Annotated in this window: 20 protein-coding genes; 6 read left to right on the top strand and 14 right to left on the bottom strand. The window is 55.9% G+C overall.

What is annotated here, in order from left to right; translation table 11 throughout:
* Positions 1-272: 272 nt before the first annotated feature.
* From TRESADRAFT_RS03785 to TRESADRAFT_RS03760, 6 genes are all read right to left on the bottom strand, one after another.
* Positions 273-1,010, bottom strand: a complete 738-nt coding sequence (locus tag TRESADRAFT_RS03785; protein ID WP_002703041.1) for an ABC transporter ATP-binding protein — start codon at positions 1,008-1,010, stop codon at positions 273-275.
* Positions 1,010-2,527 (bottom strand): ABC transporter permease, encoded by a 1,518-nt coding sequence (locus TRESADRAFT_RS03780; protein ID WP_002703040.1) that lies wholly within the window; start codon positions 2,525-2,527, stop codon positions 1,010-1,012. The genes TRESADRAFT_RS03785 and TRESADRAFT_RS03780 overlap by 1 nt, the downstream gene beginning before the upstream one ends.
* Positions 2,524-3,552 (bottom strand): thiamine ABC transporter substrate-binding protein, encoded by a 1,029-nt coding sequence (locus tag TRESADRAFT_RS03775; protein ID WP_002703039.1) that lies wholly within the window; start codon positions 3,550-3,552, stop codon positions 2,524-2,526. The genes TRESADRAFT_RS03780 and TRESADRAFT_RS03775 overlap by 4 nt, the downstream gene beginning before the upstream one ends.
* Positions 3,553-3,749: 197 nt before the next feature.
* Positions 3,750-5,888 (bottom strand): methyl-accepting chemotaxis protein, encoded by a 2,139-nt coding sequence (locus TRESADRAFT_RS03770; protein ID WP_040842251.1) that lies wholly within the window; start codon positions 5,886-5,888, stop codon positions 3,750-3,752.
* 156 nt (positions 5,889-6,044) lie between these two features.
* Positions 6,045-7,580 (bottom strand): NFACT RNA binding domain-containing protein, encoded by a 1,536-nt coding sequence (locus tag TRESADRAFT_RS03765; protein WP_002703036.1) that lies wholly within the window; start codon positions 7,578-7,580, stop codon positions 6,045-6,047.
* A gap of 126 nt (positions 7,581-7,706) precedes the next feature.
* Positions 7,707-8,336, bottom strand: coding sequence for an adenylate kinase (locus TRESADRAFT_RS03760; RefSeq protein WP_002703034.1), 630 nt, complete (start codon positions 8,334-8,336; stop codon positions 7,707-7,709).
* A 330-nt stretch (positions 8,337-8,666) separates the two neighbouring features.
* Between TRESADRAFT_RS03760 and TRESADRAFT_RS03755 the strand changes: the two genes are divergently transcribed.
* From TRESADRAFT_RS03755 to TRESADRAFT_RS03745, 3 genes are read left to right on the top strand one after another with little or no spacing between them, the layout of a single operon-like run.
* Entirely contained in the window at positions 8,667-9,314 is a 648-nt protein-coding gene (locus TRESADRAFT_RS03755) for a metal ABC transporter ATP-binding protein (RefSeq protein ID WP_002703030.1), read from the top strand.
* On the top strand, positions 9,311-10,156 hold the full coding sequence (locus tag TRESADRAFT_RS03750; RefSeq protein ID WP_002703029.1) for a metal ABC transporter permease: 846 nt from the start codon (positions 9,311-9,313) through the stop codon (positions 10,154-10,156). The genes TRESADRAFT_RS03755 and TRESADRAFT_RS03750 overlap by 4 nt, the downstream gene beginning before the upstream one ends.
* Before the next feature lie 25 nt (positions 10,157-10,181).
* Positions 10,182-10,592, top strand: a complete 411-nt coding sequence (locus TRESADRAFT_RS03745) for a hypothetical protein (RefSeq protein ID WP_002703028.1) — start codon at positions 10,182-10,184, stop codon at positions 10,590-10,592.
* 81 nt (positions 10,593-10,673) lie between these two features.
* Here the strand turns inward: TRESADRAFT_RS03745 and TRESADRAFT_RS03740 are convergent, their stop codons facing one another.
* From TRESADRAFT_RS03740 to TRESADRAFT_RS03730, 3 genes are all read right to left on the bottom strand, one after another.
* Positions 10,674-10,937, bottom strand: a complete 264-nt coding sequence (locus TRESADRAFT_RS03740) for a NifU family protein (RefSeq protein ID WP_002703027.1) — start codon at positions 10,935-10,937, stop codon at positions 10,674-10,676.
* 90 nt (positions 10,938-11,027) lie between these two features.
* Entirely contained in the window at positions 11,028-11,627 is a 600-nt protein-coding gene (locus TRESADRAFT_RS03735; protein WP_002703026.1) for a TetR/AcrR family transcriptional regulator, read from the bottom strand.
* Positions 11,628-12,890, bottom strand: coding sequence for a THUMP domain-containing class I SAM-dependent RNA methyltransferase (locus TRESADRAFT_RS03730; protein WP_002703024.1), 1,263 nt, complete (start codon positions 12,888-12,890; stop codon positions 11,628-11,630).
* Positions 12,891-13,579: 689 nt separating this feature from the next.
* Here TRESADRAFT_RS03730 and TRESADRAFT_RS16190 point away from each other — a divergent pair.
* Positions 13,580-13,738 carry a hypothetical protein gene (locus tag TRESADRAFT_RS16190; RefSeq protein ID WP_002703022.1) on the top strand — a complete coding sequence of 53 codons (159 nt, stop codon included), beginning with the start codon at positions 13,580-13,582 and terminating at the stop codon, positions 13,736-13,738.
* Between the two features lie 3 nt (positions 13,739-13,741).
* On the opposite strand, the gene TRESADRAFT_RS03725 is transcribed toward TRESADRAFT_RS16190, so the two are convergent.
* Positions 13,742-14,104, bottom strand: a complete 363-nt coding sequence (locus TRESADRAFT_RS03725; protein ID WP_002703020.1) for a hypothetical protein — start codon at positions 14,102-14,104, stop codon at positions 13,742-13,744.
* A gap of 163 nt (positions 14,105-14,267) precedes the next feature.
* Here TRESADRAFT_RS03725 and TRESADRAFT_RS03720 point away from each other — a divergent pair, with 163 nt between their 5' ends.
* Together TRESADRAFT_RS03720 and TRESADRAFT_RS03715 are read left to right on the top strand one after the other, a co-directional pair.
* Positions 14,268-15,611: a BamA/TamA family outer membrane protein gene (locus TRESADRAFT_RS03720; protein WP_002703018.1), complete on the top strand. Its 1,344-nt coding sequence runs from the start codon at positions 14,268-14,270 to the stop codon at positions 15,609-15,611.
* 9 nt (positions 15,612-15,620) lie between these two features.
* Positions 15,621-16,334, top strand: coding sequence for an ABC transporter ATP-binding protein (locus TRESADRAFT_RS03715; protein WP_002703016.1), 714 nt, complete (start codon positions 15,621-15,623; stop codon positions 16,332-16,334).
* A gap of 453 nt (positions 16,335-16,787) precedes the next feature.
* Here the strand turns inward: TRESADRAFT_RS03715 and TRESADRAFT_RS03710 are convergent, their stop codons facing one another.
* From TRESADRAFT_RS03710 to TRESADRAFT_RS03695, 4 genes are all read right to left on the bottom strand, one after another.
* Positions 16,788-18,344: a M30 family zinc metallopeptidase gene (locus TRESADRAFT_RS03710; protein ID WP_002703014.1), complete on the bottom strand. Its 1,557-nt coding sequence runs from the start codon at positions 18,342-18,344 to the stop codon at positions 16,788-16,790.
* Between the two features lie 256 nt (positions 18,345-18,600).
* Positions 18,601-20,337, bottom strand: coding sequence for a B12-binding domain-containing radical SAM protein (locus TRESADRAFT_RS03705; protein ID WP_002703012.1), 1,737 nt, complete (start codon positions 20,335-20,337; stop codon positions 18,601-18,603).
* Positions 20,334-22,862: a hypothetical protein gene (locus TRESADRAFT_RS03700; RefSeq protein WP_002703010.1), complete on the bottom strand. Its 2,529-nt coding sequence runs from the start codon at positions 22,860-22,862 to the stop codon at positions 20,334-20,336. The genes TRESADRAFT_RS03705 and TRESADRAFT_RS03700 overlap by 4 nt, the downstream gene beginning before the upstream one ends.
* Before the next feature lie 102 nt (positions 22,863-22,964).
* Positions 22,965-23,693, bottom strand: a complete 729-nt coding sequence (locus tag TRESADRAFT_RS03695; RefSeq protein ID WP_002703008.1) for an IMP cyclohydrolase — start codon at positions 23,691-23,693, stop codon at positions 22,965-22,967.
* Between the last annotated feature and the right edge of the window lie 104 nt (positions 23,694-23,797).

Genomic DNA, 23,797 nt, shown 5'->3' with positions numbered 1-23,797 from the left:
CTTGGCGCGGGGTGCGAAGATTTTCCTCGTTCTGGGTTCGCGCTTGCGGGTCTTTCTCTCGTTCTTGGTTCGGCTTGGCGGGAGCAAGCGTTCGCCGGCACGCGCGGGGGCGCGTACCTACCGGGGCGGGCTTGGCGGGGGTGGGCGAAGATTTTCCTCGTTCTGGGTTCGCGCTTGCAATCGCTCTCTCGTTCTTAGTTTGGCTTGGCGGGAGCAAGCGTTCGCCGGCACGCGCGGGGCGCGTACCTACCGGGGCGGGATTGGCGCGGGGGTTATTCGGTGAGGAGGGTTTCGCGGAAGTTTTTTGGGGGGCCTTGCCAGATGATGGTGCCGTTTCGGATGCAGATAATCGAATCGGCGAGGGTTCGGGCTTCGGATATGTCGTGGGTGACCATGATTCCGGTAAAGCCGAGCGATTTCTGGAGGGCGCGGATTTCGGCGGCGAGTTTTTTCCGCAGGGGGGCGTCGAGGGCGGAAAGCGGCTCGTCGAAGAGAATCAGCTCGGGATGGACGATAAGGGTGCGGGCAAGGGCAACGCGCTGCGCTTCCCCGCCGGAAAGCGTTTCTGGCATACGTTTTCCGAAGCCGGAAAGGTTGAACGACTCGAGAAATTCCTCGGCGCGGCGCCTTCCTTCCTTCCGCCCGATTCCCATGCAGCGGAGCCCGTATGAAACGTTGTCGGCGACGTCCATGTGCGGGAAAAGGTTCGATTTCTGGAACACCATACCGACGCCCCGTTTTGCGGGCGGAAGATTCGTCACGTCTTTTCCGCCGATTGCTATTCTCGTCTTTTTTCCGTCTCCTGCGCCTTTCGCGGAATTCCGCTCAAGCCCGGCGATAAGGCGCAGCAAAGTCGATTTTCCGCTTCCGCTCGGGCCGACGATGCACGTCATCGTCCCGCGCGCGCACGAGAACGAGGATTCGAGCCTGAAATTCCCGCAATCGAACGAGAGATTTTCCGCGACGAGGAACATTCCGCCGCCATTTCCGCCTGTCCGCATTTCTTCCATCAAATTATTCCTCCGCTCCGCTTCTTCCGGATTGTTCCGCCGCGCGCCTTCAGCCAATTCGAAAGCGCAAACACGGCCATGCACATTCCGCCGAGCACGATTCCGCACGCGCACGACTCGTGATACCGGTACGAGCCCGCAAGCCGGTACGTGAAAAGCGAAAGCGTGTCGAAGTGCGGAACTGCCATGACGAGCGGAAGAGTCGCGTCTCCCGCGCTTATCGCAAAGCAGAAACCTGCCGCGCTCATTATCCCGCGCCACGACGACGGAATGTAGATTTTCCGGACGAGGACGAACGGCGACGAGCTGAACACAAGCGCGGATTCGACAGTCTCCTGAGGAAGCCGCGAAAGCTCCGCGTAAATGCACCGGAAGGCGACGGGCCATCCCAGAAAAACCTGCGCGACGACAAGAAGCGCGGGATTTCCCCTGCGGACGGCGAGCGTGAGGAAAAAGCCGACGACGACGGACGAGAGCGCCATCGGAACCATCGGAAGGACGGACAAGACGGCGCTCTTTCCGCGGGAATCGACCGTCCTGACGAGGCTCGCGTACAAAAACGCGACAAGCGTCGAGCATATTCCCGTGAAGAGCGCGGCAAAAACCGTGTTCACGAGCGACGGGAAAAATCCTTTCATCGAAAAGACCCGCGCGAAAACGGAAAGCGTGAATTCTCCGCGCGACGAGGTGAGCGCGCTTACGGCAATCGAAAAAAGCGGCGCGAAAAAGAAGAGCGCGACGAGCAGAAAAAACGCGACTGCCAGCGGAAATTCCTGCGCGCGGATTTTTCCGCGACGGAACGTGCCGGAGACGAATGAGATTCCGCGGGAATTCGACTTTCTCGCCAGAAACGCGTACGAGAAGACGACAAAAAGCGCGACGGACGTCTCGATTGCGGCGATTTTGTACGCGCGGGAAAAATCGAGCGACGCGCGCGCCGCCTTGAAAAGCTCGACTTCAAGCGTGGAGCTTCCGACGCGCCCGAAAAGAAGCACGATAAGGAAGCTGAAAAACGAATACAGGAAGACGAGCATCGACGACGAGACGACGGACGGAAGAAGCTGCCAGAAAGTCACCGTCCTGAAAACGCGGAATTCTCCCGCCCCGAGAAGTCGCGCGGCATCTGACTGCGGGCGGGGAAGCGCCGACCACGAGTCGTGAACGCCCGACATCACAATCGGGAAGTTGTAGAATCCCTGCGCGACCACGATTCCCGCGAACGAATAAAGGAACGAGACAGGCGGGCGTTCAAGGGAGAATGCGGACATCAGGACCGTGTTCAGCGTTCCGGACATCCCGAAAAACGAAACGTAGCCGAGCGCAATCAAAAGCGGCGGGACGCAAAGCGGGACAGACGAAAGGGAAAGCAGGAACCGCCGCCCCCAAAAACGCCTGTTCGCAGTGAAAAAAGCGGCGGGAATTCCAACAGCAAGGGCAACAAGCGTCGAGCAGAATGCTTCGGCGACCGTAAAAGCGCCCGCCGACAGAAGCTGCTGGAAATCAGAAGAAAAAGTCACTTCCGTATGGCGGCGAACATATCGCTGACCGCATCTTTTACGGAAGCAGAATCGACGGAAAGCGTTTTGCCCGGAACAGCCGCCGCTTTTTTGTAGCAGTCGGGAAGGACGACGTTTCCGTTGACGGGATACATCCACTGCGTCAGCGGAAGAACAGCCTGCGCCTCCTCCGAAATGAGGAAATCCATGAACAGTTCCGCGCCCTTCCTGTTCTGCGCGCCGTTGAGGATTCCGGCCCCCTCGACCTGCATGTAATGCCCTTCATCGAAAACGAGCGCCTTGTAGTAATCGATTCCGTCGTACTCGAGGTTTGCGGCGGGGCTTGTCGTGTAGCTTATGACGAGCGGTGCTTCCCCGCTGGTGAAAAGGCCGTATCCGGCGCTCCATCCCGACGCCATGGTGAGGATGTTCGGCTTGAGCTTCGTCCAAAAATCGGTGAATGCATCGCCGTCACCAAAAACAGCGCGCGTCCACGCGACAAAGCCGAGCCCCGGCGTGCTCGTTTCCGGATCCATGAGGATGATTTTTCCTTTGTACGCCTCATCCGTCAAATCGCGGAGGGACTTCGGCTCCGGAACAGACGAGCGCGTGTCGAAAATCAGCGCAAAATGGCTCCAGTCATAGGGAACGAGTTTTTTTTCCGCGCCGAGAAGCGAGCGGAGCGCGATGTCGATTGAATCGATTCCCTTCGGCGAATATTCGGAAAGAATTCCGGCATCGGCAGCCTGCGACGACGTATTGTTGTCGATTCCGATTATCACATCCGCGTTCGGATTGTCCTTTTCGATTATCGCGCGGCTCATCGCCTGGACGGCATCCCCGCAATCGACGAAAGTGACCGTAAACCCGGTCTTTTTCTTGAAAAGCTCGGCGAGTTTGGACGCAGGCCCCCATTCGCCGGCAAAACTGTCATACGTGTAGACGACAACCTCGCCTGAACGGGCAGATTCGGCTTTCCGCGTGCAGCCGAAAAACAACAACGATGATGAAACGATTGAAAAAAAAGCGACAAGAATTCTGTTCATGTCTTCCTCCGCCGGTATTATCCGGATCAGGTTGGAACCTCGACTGAGGCTCTGCGGGTATAATCTCAGCCGACGGGAAGGAAAAGCTCCAACCGCGCCAAGCACCCCGGAATGACAGGAAGTATACCGAATTCGCGATTGCCAGCGCAATCAGAAAAAAAAACATCCCGCGCACGAAGCTGCGGGATGCCTATACATCACACCTTGAACTGGTCAACCTGCTCGCCGATTTTCTGGATTGACGAATCCATTTGGCTCGCAATTGCGGAAAGAGCCGCGCCCGTCTCGTTTATCTTGCGCGCGCCCGCCGACATTTCCTCCATGCCGTCCTTTATGGAGAACGTCGCGTCCTGAAGCGTCTTGACTTCCATCAGAATCGCCTTGTTTCCCTCGGACATCTCGAACGAAGCCGTCTTAACCTCGTTCGACGTGTCGTTGACGGTTTGCAGCGCCACGGAAATCTGATGGGAACCGGCGTTCTGCTCCTCCATCGCGTTCGTGATTTCGCTGACGAGGTTGTTCGTCATGTTTATTCCGTTGCAAACCTCGCTGAACGCCTCGCCCGCAAGCTGCGACGCAAAGACGATTTCCTCGATTGTCGCCGTTATTCTCGAAAGCTGCGTTCCGATTGTCTGCGACTGGGAGCCGGAATCCTCGCTCAGCTTCCTGATTTCGTCCGCGACGACGGAGAATCCCTTTCCTGCCTCGCCCGCGTGCGCCGCCTCGATAGCAGCGTTCATCGCGAGCAGGTTCGTCTGTTCCGCGATTCCCGAAATGACGGCGTTCGCTTCCTGCAGCGCCTGGCTTTCCGTCTCGATTTCGGAAATCTTCGCGTTGACGTCGTTCTGCTTCTGAACGCCCGTCTGCGCCTTCTCCTCAAGCTCCTCAAAAGCCGCCGCCATTTTCTTGACGGAGCCGTTCACCGAATTGATGTTTCCAATCATCTCCTCGACAGCCGCGCTCGCCTGCGACACGGAATACGCCTGCGACTCAATCATCTTGTTGAGCGACTCGATGTTCGACGCAATCTCGTTCACCGCGCCCGCCGTCTGATGGACGGAATCCGTCTGCCGAGTGACGTTCGAATTCATCGCGTCGATGTTCGCGATTATCTGCGTTATGGCAGCAGACGTGTCCGCCGTGCTGTCCGCGAGGAGCCTTCCCGCATCGACAAGGGAATCCTTAGACGACTTCATCGTAGAGACGATTGTATGGAGTTTTCCCGCGAACTGGTTGAATCCCTCGACGACACCGCCGATTTCGTTGTTCGTGTCGATTTCGATTCTCTTCGTGAGGTCGGCGTCGCCGGATGCGATTCCGCGAATTGTGTTCTCGACGACGGTAAGCGGCCTGAGCGAGAAGAAAAGAATCGAGGCGACAATCGAAATGATGAAGACGATTATGATGATTCCGCTCACGCCGAGAATTTTCGCGACGAGATTTGATGCGTGGTAGATTTTCGAGTCGTTGAGGAAGACGCCTACTTTCCACGGAGTGTACTGAATCGGGTCGAGGATGACGTACTGCCCTTTTCCAGCCCCGTTCTTTATCGAAATAGCCGAACGCTCCTTCTTCGTAAGCGCATCCGCAAATTTCTTCAAGTCGATTCCGTTCCTCTCCTTGATTTTCTCGAAATCGGCGATAAAAGCGGCTTTATTCGACGACGTTGCCAGAACACGCCCCGTAGAGTCGAACAGGACAGCGACGCCGATATCCTTGAGGTCTATTCCGTCGATGATGCGCTCGATATGCTCAACCGTGACGACGCCGCACGCAAAACCGACTGTCTGCCCGTTCACTTTTGCCGCCTTGCATATATGCGTGACGGTTTTTCCCGTGCTTCGCGCCGTAACGGGGTCATCAACAGCGTAATCGGAGCCGCGAATCATTATCTGCTGCCAATAATCGCGGTCGGAAACAGTGGACGAGGAATTTATGTCGGCAAGGAACCGCCCGTCCCTGTCCGCCCATGCGACATAATCGAAAACATCCGGGCGGACGGACGCGTGCGCCTTGTACCAGTCCCATATCTGCTCGGAATCGCCCGACTTCACGACGTCGGCGTTCGTATAAAAATCAAGGTGGGCAAAATACGTTTCGAGGCGGTTCTCAATCATAGCCTTGCTCTGCTTTGCGAACGCGTCGTAAGAGAAGCGCAGGTCAGACTCAATCGCGGAGCGCGACATTTTCGTCACCGTCACGTTCTGGATTACGTTCAGACAAACGACAATGACCGCTACGATTATTCCTATAAAGAAAAACAACTTTCCTTTTTTCTTCTGACCTAAAACCGCACTGGCCTCATCTTTTTTTTTCCGTCCTATTTTTAAAATCATTTTTTCCTCCATGCCGGCAAAAACCATGAATGCGCCCCCCACTGTATCTACAAAGAAGAACGCATTTTTAGATTATATTGCTCAAAATTAAAGAAAACAATTTTAATTTTCAGAAACAAATGGAGTTTTACAAACGCCACCGCGCAGAAAAGCGCGTCATTCGGTGCGGATTCCCTTCTGGATGTCCTCAAGGCGGCGGAGCTTCTCCTCGTCAAGCTTGATGAAAAGGTTCTTCTCGTTCGTGGGGAGAACAAGACCTTTCGGGCCGTCCTTTGCGCGCCGGAGATGCTTCACCTGCGTGTAATACAAATCCGCGCTGCCGTTCTTCCTCGCCTTGGAATAGAAAACGGCAAGGTTTCCCGCGTAAAGAAGGATTTCGAGCGGGACGGTCTTCCCCGGCCTGTTCTTTATGAAAACGTACCCGCCCGAATAATCGCGGACGTGAAGCCACATGTCCTGCCCCTTCACGTTGTGGCGCAGGAGCTCGTCGTTCTCGTCGGCATCGCGTCCAACGATTATCGTCCAGCCGTCGACGCTGAATTCAAGTCCGGGATGCGTTTTCTTTTCGAGCTGCTTCGGGCGCTGCGTCTTCCTCAGAACCTGCTCAAGCTTTATCGGGTTTTTCTCCGCGACCATCTCCGCGTACTGCGCGTCGAGCTTCTCAAGCTCGCCCTCCGCAATCGAGATGTCGCGCTCAAGCTCGGCGATTCCGCTCTCCGATTTCCGGTATTTTTCGTAATAGGACTGGGCGTTCTCGTGCGCGGAAAGCGACGGGTCGATTCTGATTCTCACTTTCTCGCCGCTCTCCCAGTCGTCCGCCTCTATGAAATTCGATTTTCCGTCGATGAGATGCCCGAACGAGAGAACCAAATCGCCCATGTGCTTGAATTTTCCCGCGTCGAGGAACGAAGCCCGCTTCTCGCGGAGCATTTCGAGCGAGGAGGAAATCCTGCTTCGGTGCGACTCGTACCATTTTTCCGCCTGCTCAAGAAGGGATGCAAGGGAAGCCTGCGCGGCGCCTTCGGAATAGAACGAATCGACAAGCTCGTTGTAGGAAATGTCCCGCGAGTATCCCTTCTCCTCCATCCGTGCGCGGAGCTTTTCCGCCGTGTCGGAAAAATCCCTCGCCTCGAATTCCTTTCCGTTCCCGCGCGGCTCGGGCACGACGAACGTTCCCCCGGCAACCTCGCCTTTCGCGGGACGCCTGAAAAAGCAGTCGATTATCGTGCCGTCCTCCGTGCAGAGGAATATGTTCGCGGCGTTCGACCAGAGGCGGATGTACATGACGAACACTTCGTCGCCGGAATCCTCCTCCGCGCGGTTCTTCGATTTATGCGCGAATTTCTCCTGCGCCTTGGGCATGACGAAAACAGCCCCAGCCTTTTCGAGGACGATTTTTATGATTCGCTCCTTCCCGATTTGCTCCGCCGAGATTATGCGCGCGCCCTTGATTTTCGCTTTCAGAAGCTCGTTGAAACGCAACGGCTTTTCGTTCTTCGTTATTTTCCGCCTCGTCTCGCATATCCGGCACGCGAGCGCGGCAAGCGACACGAAAACGGTTTTCGCCCTCCCCGGCTTGAACGTATAAAGCGCGAGCGAGTCGAAATTCGGCTGAACGACATCCTGCACGAAGGAGCCGCCGAGCTCCAACTCCGAAAGAACGAGGTCTATTTCCTTGTAATTGAGTGACATTGCGATTTCCTTGCCGTTTCAAAAAGTGCGGGCGCGATATCTTAATATGGAAGAGATGAAAAATAAACCGGGCACAAAAAATCCCGCCAGGCTTCGGGAGCGGGGCGGGACTCTTCAGCGCGAAAATCAGTTGGGGAATTTCTTCTTGAATTCCGCGAGGACTGTTTCCGGCGCGGGCTTCGCGTCGACATCGACGAGGTTTCCCTTCGCCTTGTAGAAGTCGATGAGAGGCGCGGTTGACTGGCGGTATACCTCAAGGCGGTGCTTTATCGACTCAGCCTTGTCGTCGTCGCGCGTGTAAAGCTCTCCGCCGCATTTGTCGCATTTTCCCGGCTCTTTCGGCGGGTTGAATTTTACGTGGAACATCTGCCCGCATTCCTTGCAGCAGACGCGCCCGCCGAGACGCTCGACGACAGCCTCGTCCTCGATGTCGAAATTCACGGCGGCGTCGATTGTCGCGAACGTGGCAAGCGCCTCAGCCTGGGGAATCGTGCGCGGGAATCCGTCGAGGATGTAGCCCGATTTCACGTCGTCCTTCGAAAGCCTGTCCTTCACGAGCCCAATCGTTATCTCGTCGCTGACAAGTCCGCCGGCGTCGATAATCGACTTCGCCTTCTTGCCGAGCTCCGTCCCGTTCTTGATGTTCTCGCGGAAAATGTCGCCCGTAGAAATGTGCGGAATCGAATACGCCTTGGCAACTTCCTTGGCAAGCGTTCCTTTTCCGGCTCCCGGTGGTCCTAAGAAAATAAAATTCATATGGATTCTCCTGAAAAAATAGTTGCGTGTGATGCACGAACGGGTTCGATTGTATCACGATTGCCCCATCGTTTCGACATCGAAAAAAGCGCCCCGAATCGAGTTTGCCGCAAAAATGCAGATAAATCGGTTTTTCAATAAAACTCCCCGTTTTTTTCCCGTCCGCCGCGCGCATCAATATGGAAATGATTCTCATTTTCGGCAAAAAGCGGTAGAATCACCGCCATTCACAAACAGTCCGCAAAGCCGTTCCGCACAAAAAAAACGATGCGTCCCGCATTCTCCCCGAACGGCGATGCAATAACAAAACGCGATTTTTAAGGAAGGAAAATGATTTTAACGTGCAAAAACCTTTCCGTCGGGTACGGAGGGAAAAGCGTCGCGGATGGAATAAACATATCCGTCGACAAGGGCGACTACGTTTGCATAGTCGGCGAGAACGGAAGCGGAAAGACGACGTTCATGAAGACAGTCCTGTCGCTCATTCCGGCAATCTCGGGCGAGATTGAATTCGACGAATCGGTGAAGGGAAAAATCGGCTATCTTCCGCAGCGTACCGACGTGCAGAAGGATTTTCCCGCGAGCGTCACGGAAATAGTGCTGACGGGATTTCAGGGAAAGATGGGACTCCGTCCGTTCTACACAAGGGCGGAGAAGAATGAGGCGCAGGAGCAGATTGAGCGGCTCGGAATAGGGCACCTCGCGAAGAGATGCTTCCGCGAGCTTTCGGGCGGGCAGCAGCAGCGAGTCCTCATCGCGCGGGCGTTGTGCGCCGCCGAGGGAATTCTGCTTCTCGACGAGCCGGTTTCCGCGCTCGACCCAAAGGCATCGGAGGAGCTTTACGGCTGCATTTCAGCGCTCAACAGAAGCGGCGTCGCGATAATGATGATTACGCACGACATAGACGCGGCAAAAAAATACGCCGGAAAAATCCTCAAAATAGGAAAAACGGCGGAAACGGAGGTTATGGAACGATGACGGAAGTGTGGGAGCAGCTTGTTTTCTATTTGAATTTCGATGTCACCCAGCGCGCGCTCATCGCAGGCGTCCTCATCACGCTCTGCTCGTCGCTGCTCGGGGTCACGCTCGTGCTGAAGCGGTTCTCGCTTATCGGTGACGGGCTGTCGCACGTCGCGTTCGGCGCTATGTCGGTGGCGACGGCGATGGATTTGGCGGACAAGTCGATTCTGACTCTTCCCGTGACGATTCTCTGCGCAATCGCGCTTCTGTGCATGGGAAGGAACAGGCGCATAAAAGGAGACGCCGCGATCGCGATGATTTCGGTCGGCGCGCTGTCGCTCGGCTATCTGGTGCTGAACGTCTTCCCGTCTTCGTCGAACGTTGCGGGAGACGCGTGCGGGACGCTGTTCGGCTCGGCGGCGATACTCACTCTGACGAACGAGGAGGTCATCTTCTCGGCTATCATCTCGGCAATCGTCGTCGCGCTGTTCATACTCTTCTACAACAAGATTTTCGCGATTACGTTCGACGAGGATTTCTCCAAATCGTGCGGGACGAAAGTCGGCATGATGAACCTCATCGTGGCGGTGCTTATCGCGACGGTAATCGTCCTTGCGATGAAACTCGTCGGCTCGCTGCTCATCTCCGCGCTCGTGATTTTCCCGTCGATTTCCGCGATGAGGCTCGCATCAAGCTTCAAAAAAGTCACGGTGCTTTCGTGCGCGATTTCCGTTTTCTGCACGCTCGCGGGAATTCTCATCTCGATTCTCGCCTCGACGCCGGTCGGCTCGACAATCGTCGCCGTCGACATCGCATCCTTCGCAATCTGCTTCGCAATCGGTAAGATTCTGGGAAAGTAGGAAACGATTTTTCAGGAGGCACAATTTGAGGAAATGTATCGTTGCGGGAATCTTTTTCCTGTCCGTTTTCAGCTCCGCATTCCCCGCGGCAAAGAAAATCGACATCGATTTCACGAAAATGGGAAAAACGATGGCATACGCGATGCTCTACAACATCTGCTTTGACCAGGAAAAGTACATCGGGAAGACGATGCGCATAAAAGGCTCGTTCTTCATGACGGAAGGCGAGCGCGACGGCGCGAAATTCTACTCGGTGATGATTTACGACGCCACGGCGTGCTGCCAAATCGGTCTTGACTTCATCCCGCGAGGGAACAAGAAATACCCGATAGACTTCCCCAAGGACATGGAGGAAATCGAGATAACGGGAACGTATTCCGTGACGAACAAATACGGATTCGAATATTTCTACCTCGACGTCGAGGAAATGCCGTAAAAAAAATGCGCCCCAAAAGCGGCTTCACCGTTTGGGGCACACTGCAAAAAAGGGCGGCCGCATTTTATTGCGGCATTCCCGCTACATCTCCTGGATGACCTCGCGCACGTCGGGGCACGCGTCCTTCAGATAGCGCTCGACGCCCATCTTGAGCGTCATCGTCGCCATCGGGCAGCTTCCGCACGCACCGGTGAGGCGTAGATGGACGTTCAAATCCTCGTCGATGGAAATGTATTCCATATCGCCGCCGTCCGCCTGAAGCTGGGGGCGGAACATCTCAAGGGCTTCCTTCACGAGCGGCTCTATTTCAGCCGGCGTCTTCTTCTGAACTTTCTCTTCAGCCATTGCAATTCTCCTGTTGTGTTGGATTTCCACAAGCATATCATATTTTTCTTGTAAAAAGCCTTAATAAAACGGCAAACGGAAAATCCGCCGTCATTTTTTGAGCGTAATCCCGTCCACGGCAACGGAAACCATGTCGCAGATTTCCTTCGCGTCGAATTCGCCCATTATCGCGATGCGGAACATCGTCATCTCGATGAAACCGTAGAACATCCCGTTCATCACCTTGATGGGAATCGGCTTGAACACGCCCTCCTTCGTCCCGCGGATGAGAATCGAATTGAGGATGTGCTTTATCCTGATGACGCGCCGGCGCACGCGGGAGCCGGAATCGATTCCCTCCTTCTCGATTGAAATCAGGTACGGAAGAAGGACCTTGAAAAGCCGGTGGTAGTTTCCGCATTCGGTGACAATCCAGCAGACAACCTGCCTGAGGCATTCGTCCGCGGAAATCGTCTTGTCGTCGATTATCTCGACGAGCCTGCGCTCAATCTGCTCCGTCAGGTGGCGGATGCTCCAGACGAAAATTTCCTGCTTGTTCCGGAAATAAATGTAGAGCGTCGTCCTGGTGACGCCGCACGCGTCGGCGATTTTCTGGAACGTCACGTCGTCGAATCCTTCCCTGCAGAAAAGCTCAAGCGATTTTTCCAATATGTCGCGCTTACGCTTGTCGTGCTCAACGATTATCGCCATTTAGAATTCATCCTTGCGGAATTTTCCGCCCCTCGTTCCGGAAGACGACGCGCGCGCGCGGGGACGCCTGTTTCCGTCGGCAGGACGCGGCTTTTCCGTCCCGTCGTAGATGTAGAACGTCGTGTCGAGGTTTCCTGATTTTATTGATTTGAGCGCGGACGCATACCGCCCGATGCATTCCTGAAACCGAGAGTGCGCCGTTATGACGCCGACCTTCCAGCCCGGGAAATCGTCGAATATCGACGACATCGAGCGATAAAGCTCGGCAGCCTGCGCCTCGTCGCCGAGACGCTCGCCGTACGGAGGATTGCAGATGATGATTCCGTCATCGTAGGGCGCGCGGATATCGCTGAACGACGAGACCGCAAAATCGGGGCGCGGAAGATGAGCGTCGCTCCCGACCATCTGAAGCGCGCGTCCCGCCATGACGAGGGCGTGCTCCGCGTTCGACGTGGCGCGCTGGACGGCACCCGGGTCGACGTCCGTTCCCGTGATGCGCACCTCGACGTCAGTGCGGATTTTCGACGCCTCCTCAATCCGAATCTCCCGCGCGCGCGACGGATTGAAAATCGGCATGTTCTCAAGCGCGAACCGCCTTCCGAATCCGGGCGCGACATTGAAAGCGTACAGCGCCGCCTCAATCGCAATCGTCCCCGAGCCGGAAAACGGGTCGTGAAGCGGCGTGCGCCTCCGCCACATCATCATCTGGAGCAGGGCGGCGGCAGTCGTCTCGCGCAGCGGCGCCATTCCCCCGTCAGTCCTGTACCCGCGCTTGTGAAGCGGAAGCCCGCTCAAGTCGAGGAGGACGGAAACATCGTTCTCGTCGATGTACACCCTGACATCGCACCGCTCGCCGCTTTCCGGAAGCGTCGACATCCGCCAAACGTCACCGAGCTTCTTGTAAATCGCCTTGAGGCAGATTCCCTGAACGGCGTGTTCCGAATTCAGCTTCGACTTGAACGTGCGCACCTTGTCCACGACGACGCGCGTGTCCTTCCTGAAAAAATCCTGCCACGGAACGGCATACACCCCGTCAAAAAGCTGGTCGAAATCCTCCGCGCGGAAAAACGCCATCCGAAGGTAAACGCGGTCGGCCGTCCTGAGGCACAGATTCGCCCTGAAAAGCGCGTCGTCGTCGCCCGTAAAAAAAACGCGCCCCGGAAGATTCGGCCGCGACGGGTCGAGCCTGCACCCGAGCGTCTTTATCTCGTTCCCCAAAATCTTTTCCGCCCCAACAGCACACAACGCCACAAGATTGTTCATAAACTCCCCCGAAAATACGCCGCCCGAAAAAACGGGCAGCCACATGAAAAAGAAGAATCCGCCCGGAATCGCATTTCCGAAACGGAACAGCACAAACGGAGCTGCCCGAAACATGTTTTCCGAACAGCCGCTCTCTGTTTTGCCCTGCCCACCGGCGAAGCGGATTTCCCCGAATGTCCAACCGATTTCTTTCGCGCATCGCCCCGCATAACCGGACACGGCATTTTATTTTGACATTTTATTGAATTTTGTCATATTTAGGAACTGGCGCACGCGAAGTTACGAAGCGTTTTCCCTTACTAAATGGAGCGTGCGCTCGCAGCACATGCTTCGAGGGTGTGCGCCTTGGTGGAATTGCGCGGGATGACTGGAAATCGTCGGGGTAAAAAATTCGCACGTCGTTCTGGGGCGTTTTCCCTTACTAAATGGAGCGTGCGCTCGCAGCACCCGCTTCACGGGTGTGCGCCTTGGTGGAATTGCGCGGTTAAGCCGGGAAATCGTCGAGGTAAAAAAGGCGCACGTCGTTCTGGAGCGTTTTCCCTTACTAAATGGAGCGTGCGTACGCAGCACATGCTTCGCGGGGGTGCGCCGTTGTGGAATTGCGCGGGATGACTGGAAATCGTCGGGGTAAAATGGAACGTCGGGCTTGTGTTGTTTTTCTGCGCGGGTTTTCGGTAGAATCGAAAATCATGAATCATGGATTGTATGTCTTCGCGTTTATTATTTTCTCGGTTTATCTTTTCTGCTCGCTCGTCATCCATACCGACTTCAAATTCATCATGCTCGATTTTCTTGCACGGCTTTTCGACAAAATCGAGGAGGATGAGGACGACGACGCGGACGAATAAGGCTCAGCGAAGCCCGAGGAATTTCAGGGCGCCGTAAATTATCAGGACGGCGGCGACGATTATTTTCAGCGCGAGCGTTCTTTTGAGCGTGACCGCGGCTTTCGAGGCAAGCTCGGACTCGGCGGGCGACGATGCGGACAGCTCCTCCGCCTCGCTTCTCTTCTGGAAGAACCTGACGAATCCCTGCGGGACGTAGCACAGAAGCCCGAACCCCAAAATCCACAGCAGCGCGGAATAATGCGCGACGGAAACGCGAATTTTCCTCACGTAAATAACGGAAAACAGCGCCACACCAAAAAGGATTATCCCTACCCCGACCCATTCCGCGATTTTCGCGATTTTCACGACATTCCTGCTCATAGCCATATGGTTCCGACGATAGCAAAACAGCGCGAAAAAGACAACACGCCCGCGGCGAGTGTTGTCCGAACGCCGTTTATTTTTTATCATTGCCGAAAGTCCCGCAAAACATCGAGCATCGATTTTGGGAAAACGAATCCGGGGCTTCATGAAATCACAGGAAAATCAATTGAGAAGGAAAATTCAATCCATCCGCGGCGCGCTTGCATTCGCCGCAATCGCGCTCCTTGCGCCCGCACGCATTTCTCCGGAAGAAAACGGGACGGAAAGCGCGCGGGATTCCATAGACGGAAACCTCGTCGTCACGGAGATTTCGTTCACGGGGCTTACGCGGACGAGGGAATCTTTTTTAAAGAAAGAATACGAAAAGCACCTCGGGAAAACCGTTTCGGAGACAAACCTGCACGACATCGAGAACGATTTGCAGTCCGAGGGGCTGTTCGAGACGTTTTCCGTATCGTTCAGGGACATTGACGGGCAGAGCGCCGGAATCGTCGTCGAGGTGACGGAGAAGATGACGTTCATCCCCCTTCCGTTCGCGATGGTCTCGTCGGGCGGGTTCAGCGCGGGCGCAATCGTCATGGACACGAACGCGTTCGGCGTGAAGGACATGTTCATGGTCGGCGGATTCTATTCGTCATCGTCAATCGCGGGAATCGCGTCGGTTGCCCGCCCTCCGCGGAACGACGGGACGCCGGGGCTGAGCGCCTTCGCATCGGTGTCGAAGAACGAGCCGAAAGTCGTGGGGCTCGACAACAAAAAAGCGCTCGAATACAGGAACCTTTCCGGCAGCGCGAAATTATCTGTCGCGGAAAAGATTACGGAGAAAAATATGCTCTCGGTTTCGGCGGGATTCAGCACGATAAGCGCGGACGAGCGCGACGGAAAACCAGCGGCGTCGGTCGATTCCGCGAAAATCGGCTCGCTTTCCGCGTCGTGGAATTTCCTGATGTCGGACTGGAACGGCTGGTTCAGCTCGGCGACGAAAATCTCGGCGGAATTTTCCGCGTCGAAGTATTTCGGATTGGACGACGAATCGGAACTTTCAGGAATCGTCGCGGACGCGAACATGCAGCTCGGATTCCAGAAGCCGTTCATCTCGGAACGATTGCGCGCCGTCGGGAAAATCGCGGGCGATTTCGTGCTTCCGCAGCGGCACAAATCGGCGCACATCTCGGAATACAAAGGCGGAAGCGCTGTCGGCTGCACGATTCTTCCCGACAAATTCCTGACCGACAAGATTATAGGAGCGAGCATCGGAATCGAATTCGCGCTGAAAAAGTATTCGTTCGGGCTTTCGTCGCTCTACGCGAATTACGAGGCAGTCCTCACGAAGGATTTCTCGCTCGGCACGGACACGGATTTTTCTATGGACGAATTCTGCCACGGGCCGAACGCCGGAATACGGCTGTACCTGTCAAAAATCGCGTTTCCCGCGGTCGCGCTCGGCATGTCGTACAACGTGACGAAAAAATACGGGCAGTTCACCGCGGCGCTCGGAATAAGCATGTAGGAGGAAAAAATGAATCTCGTCGAACTGAAAGGAATAAGCAAGACGTACACGATGGACAAAGTTCAGGTGCGGGCAGTTGACGACGCGAGCATATCCATAGAAAAAGGAGAATTCGCCGCGATATCAGGTCCGTCTGGCTCCGGAAAATCGACACTGCTGAACATAATCGGGCTGACCGACCTTCCGTGCGCGGGAAGCCTAATCCTGAACGGAATCGACGTCTACAGCGGCACCGACCTCACGGCGGGAAAAGTCCCGCTCGCGCTCGACAGGAAGCTCACGGAGCTCAGGCGCACGCAGCTCGCGTTCATTTTCCAGTCGTTCAACCTGATTCCCGTTCTGAACGTCCGCGAGAACGTCGAATTCCCGCTCACGCTCGGAAAGAATTCGTTCCCGAAAAGCGAGGAGAAGGACTGGATTGATTTCCTGCTCGAAAAAGTCGGGCTTTCCGACCGCGCGAAGCACAAGCCGAGCGAACTTTCCGGCGGACAGCGGCAACGAGTCGCAATCGCGCGCGCTCTCGTCACGAAAGCCCCACTCATCCTCGCGGACGAGCCGACGGCAAACCTCGACAGCAAGAACGGCGAGCAGATTCTCGCGCTCATGAAAAAGCTGAACGAGGAACTCGGGACGACGTTCGTTTTCTCCACGCACGACAAGAAAATCGTCGAGATGGCAAACCACGTCATAAAAATCGCCGACGGAAAAATAATCGAAGGCTAGCGCGCTTGCAAACCTTTTTTGCGTTCCAAGTTCGGCTTGGCGGGAGCAAGCGCGCTTGCAAACCTCTGTCGGGTTCTGAGTTCGGCTTGGTTGTAGCAAGCGTGCGCCGGCACGCGGGGGCGTGCCTTCCCTAAAGGGGTTGCAAACCACTTTCGCGTTCTGAGTTCGGCTTGGTTGTAGCAAGCGTTCGCGGCACGCGGGGCGCGCCTTCCAAGGGGGGATGGCGGATACAAAAAAAACTGCCCGGGGTAATCCGGGCAGCCTTTTTTTACATTTTCTCCGCTTTTTTAAATCGGGGAATCCGCAAAACGACGTTCCGGCGGATTCCGACCACCAAAGGAGTATAAAAAAGGACGGCGCACAAGGCTTATAAGGAGGAGCTTCAACCATCCACGCGCCGAACAACAACAATAGAACAGCGGCGGCCCGAAAACGTTACCGCGCACGCGCATTTTATTTCACGAAAACGAACACTTCCTGCGCCGAGGAACCTTCGCTGTTGAGCGACAGGAGGACGGAACCGCCTTCCGCGACGCCGACTTCGGAAATCGTCATTCCGAACGGGCGGATTTCGTGGCGGTCGGACGCGCCGAGGAACAGCGGGCCGGTGGGGCGGCTTCCGACTTTCCACAAATCGATTGCGGAAAGAGCGCCCTCGTGCTGGTTGAACGTCGGATAATCGTACTCCATCTCGCCGTTGAAGACGCACGCCTGCGCATACTGGCAGAGAATCCATTCCGCGCTCACGTCCCGCCCGAGAACAGTGCCCACTGCCGCCGTAACGGATTTCATTCCCGTCATGGCGTTTTTTGCCATCTCGCCGATAACCGCGATGCCGCCGAATTCGCGGGCAAGCCACGCGCCGAACGCATACGAGGCGGAATAGGAAAGGAGCGTCAATTCGGAGCGGAATTCGAGCCCGCAGTCGGAATAATCGCGGATGAAGCGCGGCAGCCTGTTTTTCGGGCTGTTCGAATCGGAAATTCCCATCTTGTCCTGTATTAGGTCCTCGCAGAGCATCGAAAGCATCTCGTTGAACCACAACTCGCTTTTCACGCCGCGCAAAACCGTTTTCTGGTAAAAGTGAATCATGTGCTGGAATTCGTGCGCGAGCGTCGAGACGGCAAGCTCGAACCGACTCATCACGAAATACTCGTCGATGTAGATGTATTTTCCCGCGTTCGTGTTTTTCGCGATGCCCTCGGCATAAAAATCCTTCGAGCTGAAATACCCCGCAATCGAGCCGGAGCCGGTGGAGACGTAATCCCCGCCGATATCGTATACGACGATGTTGACGAACGTTCCCGTCGCGCTTATCCCGCCGGCAGGAACGCAGCTGCCCGCGCTCATGAAGATTCCATCGCATTCATCGCCGAACGATTCCCGTATGAAACCGCACATCGCATCGAATTTCTCCGCGATTGCGCGCGCGCGGTAAACTGCCCCGCTTGTGCTTTTCATCCAGACGATGCAGTTTTCCCCGACCGCGGAGATGACGAAATTCTCGGCGTAGAAATCGGAGACGGAGCCGTTCGAAATCGCGTGGTCGACGACGATTCCGCGCGAGACGCCTTCCGAAACGGAAATCTTCCCGGAAACAGACGCGGCAGCGGCGCGCGACGGCTCGAATTCCGCGTCCACGGTGACGCTGTATATTCCGTCGTCGAAAATCTCCTCGCCGAAAGAAACGCCGGAAACGGAGCGCGCAGATTTACGCGCGATTCCGGAAGACGACTCGACGAAGCGGGCGGTGTCGGCGGAGACGGCATACGACGTCGGGTTCACGCGCGCGACAAAGACGCGGGCGCCCTGCTCGACACCGTCGATGACGACTGTGCGCGTCGTCGGAGAAACCTGAAAAACAGGATGCGCCGAATTGAACGAAACAGACGAGGTTTCCGTCGCGGAAACAACCGAAAAGCCGTCGTCCTGCCCGTCGATTTCGGAGCAGGACGCGAGCAGAAGCGATGATGACGCGAGAAGCGCGAACGCGCGTGCAAAGTTCCTCATAAGGATTCCTTCCTGTGAAAAAAAATGAGGACTTTTTATTTTTCTGATTCGATTTTTAAGAAAACTTGGTAATGATTAGTACTTGATGTATTTTTTGAGGACTTTTTTCGTCTTTTGTTTAGATTATATTGAAAGTATACGGTTTTGCGAAAACAAAATCAAGCCGTTTCATCGGAAGATTTCAAAAATGTATCGTTATTTTTCAATAAAATCCAAAAATAACGATACTTTTCACAAAAACGATAAAAAACGGAAATCACACCGTCTTCCAGTCGGCGCCGTTCTGGGAGGAAAACACGCGCACGCGGCAGCGCTGCCTTCCCGCGTTCTTCGCAAAAAAAGCAAGGTCGGTTCCGTATTCGCTCATCACGTCGTCGGGATGGTAATTCGTCGCGAACGTCGATTCCGTTCCGTCGGCAGTGCAGCGCCCGAGCGCGCCGTGCATCGAGATGAGGTCGGAGGCGACGGGGCACAGCCGTTCAAGACGAGAGGAGCGGAGACGCGCGAGGACGAATTCCTTCTGCATCGATTCGATTTCTTCGGACGAATACTGCACATCGCCGCCATTTCCGGACTCGCGCGCGTCGAGAAAATCGGCGAAGGCGGAAAGGAAAGCGCTAGGCTTTTCGCGGAGCGCGCGTAGGACGGAATTGAACCACGGAACGGCGCGCCCCTGCGTGTAGAAAATATTCGTCGCGCGAGAAATCCTCGAAGCTGCCGCGATGTCGGATTCGGAAAACGTCGGCGTCCGCGTCACGTGGTAAGGCGGATTTTTGTCCCATTCCATCCCGAATCCGGGCGCGTCGTCGAACAGGTTCGTCCCGGGAAGGACGGAAAGGCAGAACAGCTCGAGGTTGTTCGGGTAAAGCGACAGCGCGAAATCAATCGAATTGAGGAACCCGCCGATTGTGTCGCCCGGAAGCCCGTAAATCAGGTCGAACCCGAACGTCACGCCCTCGTCGTTCAAAAACGAAATGTTTCGCGCGAAGAGCTTTTTGTCGAGCGTCCGATGCACGTTTTTTAGGACGGCAGGATTCGCGCTCTGAAGCCCGAACTGGATGCAGCACGGAATGCGCGCGAACGCCCTGGCAAGCTCACGGTCGATGAATTCGGCGCGCGCCTCGAAATAGAAGAACATTCCCGGCGCCTTCTTCTCTATTATGCGGAGCATACGCAGGGCGCGCTCCTTGCTCGCGTTGTAAGTCGGGTCGAGGACAAAAACCTGCGCGATTTTCTTTCTCGCGAAAAGCTCGATTTCCTTCTCAAGGCGCTCCATCGGGAAGTACGATATTTTCTTCTCGCCCTTGCTCTCATAACAGTACGAGCATTTGAACGGGCACCCGCGCGCAAGCTCCCACAACGCGCCCCCGTACCGGGCAGGGTCGAGCGTTCCGTCGAGATACGGCGACGGTGTCGCTTCAGGACGGCACGGAGTCGCGCGGACAACGGGCGCATCGGAGGAAGGATTCTCCCCGCCACGGAACAGGACGCCGGGAATCGCGACGTCGCACGGGAGCGGGACGGAAGACGCCCCGGAAAAAAGCGCCGCGCACAGTTCGGGGACGGCAACCTCGCCGGGTCCCGCGACAGTAAAATCGAACGAGCGGAAAGCGCGCGGGGAAGCGGTAACCTCGGGGCCGCCCGCGATGCAGAAGACGGACGGGACGAGGCGCTTGAGCTCGGACGCGACGCAATCGAGAATCGAATGGTTCCAGACGTAGACAGAAAAGCAGACGGCAGAAGGAGCGCGCGCGGCAAGCTTTTCAGCAATCATCGCCGCCGCACCCTTTTCCCCGCCGGAATCGAGCGCGGAGACGAATTCGCCATCCTCGCGCGAAAAATCGATAAGCTCGACGGAAAAATCCGCAAGGGACGGCTCTGCCTTGAGCGCGGACGCTATGCACGCAGCCCCGAGCGGCATTGCCTGCGGGGACGTTTCGACAAGGACCGTCGTGCAGATGATTCTTTTCTTTTCTTGTTTTGATTCGTTCATTTTTGAGAGCGTACCTTTTTTGCGGAATCGGGACAACGTGCCGACTCGAAAATAACGTTGTCCGGAAAAACGGAATTCTCCGCCGTTATGCGGAGCGCCGTTCCGTCCCAAACAAATTTCCCCTTTTTCTGCTGGAGCGACTTTACGCCGAACGTTTTCCGAAGGAATCCGCCGCCCTCCACGGCAAGGAAATGCGCGTCGAGCTCAATCGGATGCTCCGAAAGATAGTCCGAAAGAGGAACGCCGAGCGAAGTCGATGCGGAAAGCGCGCTCCTGATTGCGTATGAGGAGCCTGACACGGAAACGACGGCGCGCTCATTCCCGCCCGAACATGATTCCAGCATGAACGCCGAAAGGAACGGCTCGTCCCCGAGTATTTTCAGCACGGCGGTCTGGGAAACGGAAGGCGAAATTCCGTCCAGGAACGACGGGATTCCCGCGGCGGAAAAATACTGCGGGAACGAGTCCATCAGGAACGCGCCGCATTTTGCCGATTTCGCACCGCCACGCAGGGCATTCAGAACAGCCTCGTAGTTTTCAACCCTGCGCTCGGTCAGCTCTATGAGGCTCGGGTAGTTCGCCGAGCGGTATTCGTACATGTTTCGGAAATTCTCCGCGTTCGTCCCCACGAGCCTGTCGCCGAAGCTCGTCATCGTCTTGATTTTCGGGAAGTCGATTTTGTTCAGAAGCGTTATCGTCGTGATGAAATCGACGACGCTGTACGTCCGGTAGAACCGGTTCGTGCTTTCCTTGCGGATTTCGTATGACTCAAGCTCGCCCTTCATGTACGAGATGAATTTTTTGTTCGAGTCGATTTTCCGCTCGATTTCAGGGATGTCTGCCGCGGAGAATTCCTTCGCGGGGTCGAGGAGGATTCCTTCGTCACGGTAGAATCCCGCGATGGACTGCACGGCGAATTCGCTCGGATGGATTACGTTCCCGCCCGCGCCCATGACGGCGTACCATTCGCTGCCGTCGGCTCTTTTTCCCGCGATGTAGGCGTATTCCGACGAAGCCTCGCACGACAGCGCGAACACTTTTCTGTCTATCGAGCCGAAAAGCCCCTTGAGGAAATTCCCGAATTCCTCGTGCTCCGTTTCGAGCGTCTCGGGCGGCGAGACGACGGTGCAGAAAAACTGCTTGGGCGTTCCGTCAAAACCGGGGTTGTAGCGCACCATGTACGTCCACATCTCGACCGTGTAAACCGTGAACGACGCCGTTTCCTTCCATCCGTCGCGCTCCATCGTGAACGTGAGAGTGCTCTCTCCTTCCGAGGCGATGTCGAACCCGCTTACCGAGCAGGAGACGGTCTCGTCCGTTTTTCCGCCGTCGAAGAAAATACCGGAAAAATCGAATTCCGTCGGCATTCCGCGCTCCGTTTTCCCGGAAAGGAAATCGCCCTCGCGAATCGAGAGAGGCGCGCGGCGGAACTGCCACTCGTCGGAGGAAATCTGCTTGAAGTAGTATCCTTCGTTTCCGTACGGGTCGATTCCCGCGACACGGAGCTCACGCGCGAAATTCCCCTGCCCGTTCTGGTGTATCGAGATGAAGCGGGAGAGGCGCGCCTTGCCGAACAGCGGGATTGCAGGCTCCCTCTTCCAGTCCTCGGCGGGAAGAGCCCACGGGGAATAGTTCGAAAGATAGTCCTTTCCCGTCCATTTTTGGGGAAGCTTCCGGTACGTGTACTTGAAGAACATCGGGTCGCATCCCATCGTGTCGAAATCGATGAGGCGCGTGTACATCGTCCCGTCGTCGGCAATCAGAAAAATCGTTGAGCCGGAGCAGCCGATGCTGCGAGCCACGAACGAGCCGTGCTCCGGCCCCTGAATCCTGTTGCTGAAATCTACGGGCATCCCCGAATCGGTGAAGAAAATCGTCTGCCCGTCCTCGGAAAGAAAATAGAGCGTCGCCAGCCCCATCGTCCCGTAATGGTGCTGGTTGGCGAACCTGTCCTCGTACCAGAGGATGTCCTTGCGGCGGACGCCCATCGCCCAGCCGCGCTTGTTCCTGACGAGCCCGTTCTGACGGAGGACGCGCTTGTCGGGCCAGCCGAAAACATTCCGCCAGTCCCATATTTTCTCGTCGGGAAGCTTCTGCGTGTAGACGTAATACATGCGCCCGCGGTCGTCGAACGCGAAAAGGCAGTCTCCGTCCGCGAAAATCTCGCTTATCGAAGACGGGGAATCGAACGCGCCCTTCTTCCTCGCAAACGGAAGCCCAGTCCCCAAGAATAGCTCCCATCCGTCCTTTCCTTCCTTCGCGCACCATATTTTTCCGTTCTTGAGGACGAAACGGTATCCTTTGAGGAACGTCTGCGAAAGGGATTTGACGTATACGTCGTCAGGGTCGTCGCCGTTCACGTTGTCGCGCGGCTCCGATGAAGGAAGCTCCCTATCCGGCGCGTACCATTCCGCGGAAACCGATTTGTAATAAAGAAGGTCATCCGACGGAGCCGAAGCGCATCCGCAAAGGAGCGCCAAAAACAAGAACAGGGCGGAAAAACGCCCGCAACCGCATTTTCTCATCCCGCCATGATACAAAAATTTCCCGCGCGGGCAAATCCGCAAAAAAAATCCGGCGCGCGACCGCATTTCACGAGCCGCGCGCCGGAATGATGTTCCTCGGGCTTACCTGTTCTTGTTGAAGATGATTTCCTTGTACTCGCCGCTCTTTATGTCGATGAAGCGGACGAAAAGCGAGACCTTGTTGTCGCCGTTGAGCGAATTCCAGATGTTCCCGGCGAATTCGTCAATCGTACCCTTTATTTCGACAGGCTCAGGCTCGCCCTCGAACGACGGAAGCGGGTTTCCGTCACCCTGATACGTGTGGATGAAATGGCCTTTCCCGTTCTGCGGGTTGTCGTACGAGAACGTGATGCGGATTGTGTTGTCCGGGTTTCCGCCGTCGCTTTTGAGGATGGAGAGCGCGTAATCGAACTTCCCGCCGTCAACAGTGAGGAGGGAGGAGATTCTCGGCGTGTAGTTCGGGGCGTCGTGCTCGTATTTGCGGCTTCTGAGGCTCTGCTCGAACGTCATTCCGTTGCGGAGGCCGTCGAAAATCGTGTCCGTCTGGTCGCCGTTCGTGACGATTGTCCTGTTCCCGAACTGGCGGACTGCCGCGTAGATAATCAGCGAGGGATCGCCGGCGACGAGCTTCTCGTCGAACGCTTTTGTCCGGACGACCTCGGAACCGTTCTCCGTTTCCGTGACGAAAACGCGGTTCCGGCTTCCTGCACTGCGCCCCATCGTCCAGTAGGCGACGACGGCGTTCTTTCCGTCCTCAGTCTTCCCAACGACAATCCCGCGACCGGGATACTCGTTCTCCGTCAAAAGTTTCGTAAGCGATTTCATTTCCATAACATGAATCTCCACTGTAGTTTTCTGCGCGGCCCGAAAAGAGCGGCACGCGACGCCGATTATAACAATTCCGCGTTTTTTTCTCGACAACACGACGCAGGCAA

Source organism: Treponema saccharophilum DSM 2985 (assembly GCF_000255555.1).
In the GTDB taxonomy this organism is placed as follows: domain Bacteria; phylum Spirochaetota; class Spirochaetia; order Treponematales; family Treponemataceae; genus Treponema_D; species Treponema_D saccharophilum.
Note: the sequence above shows the minus strand (reverse complement) of the source record. Positions and strands in the feature narration are given on the sequence as shown.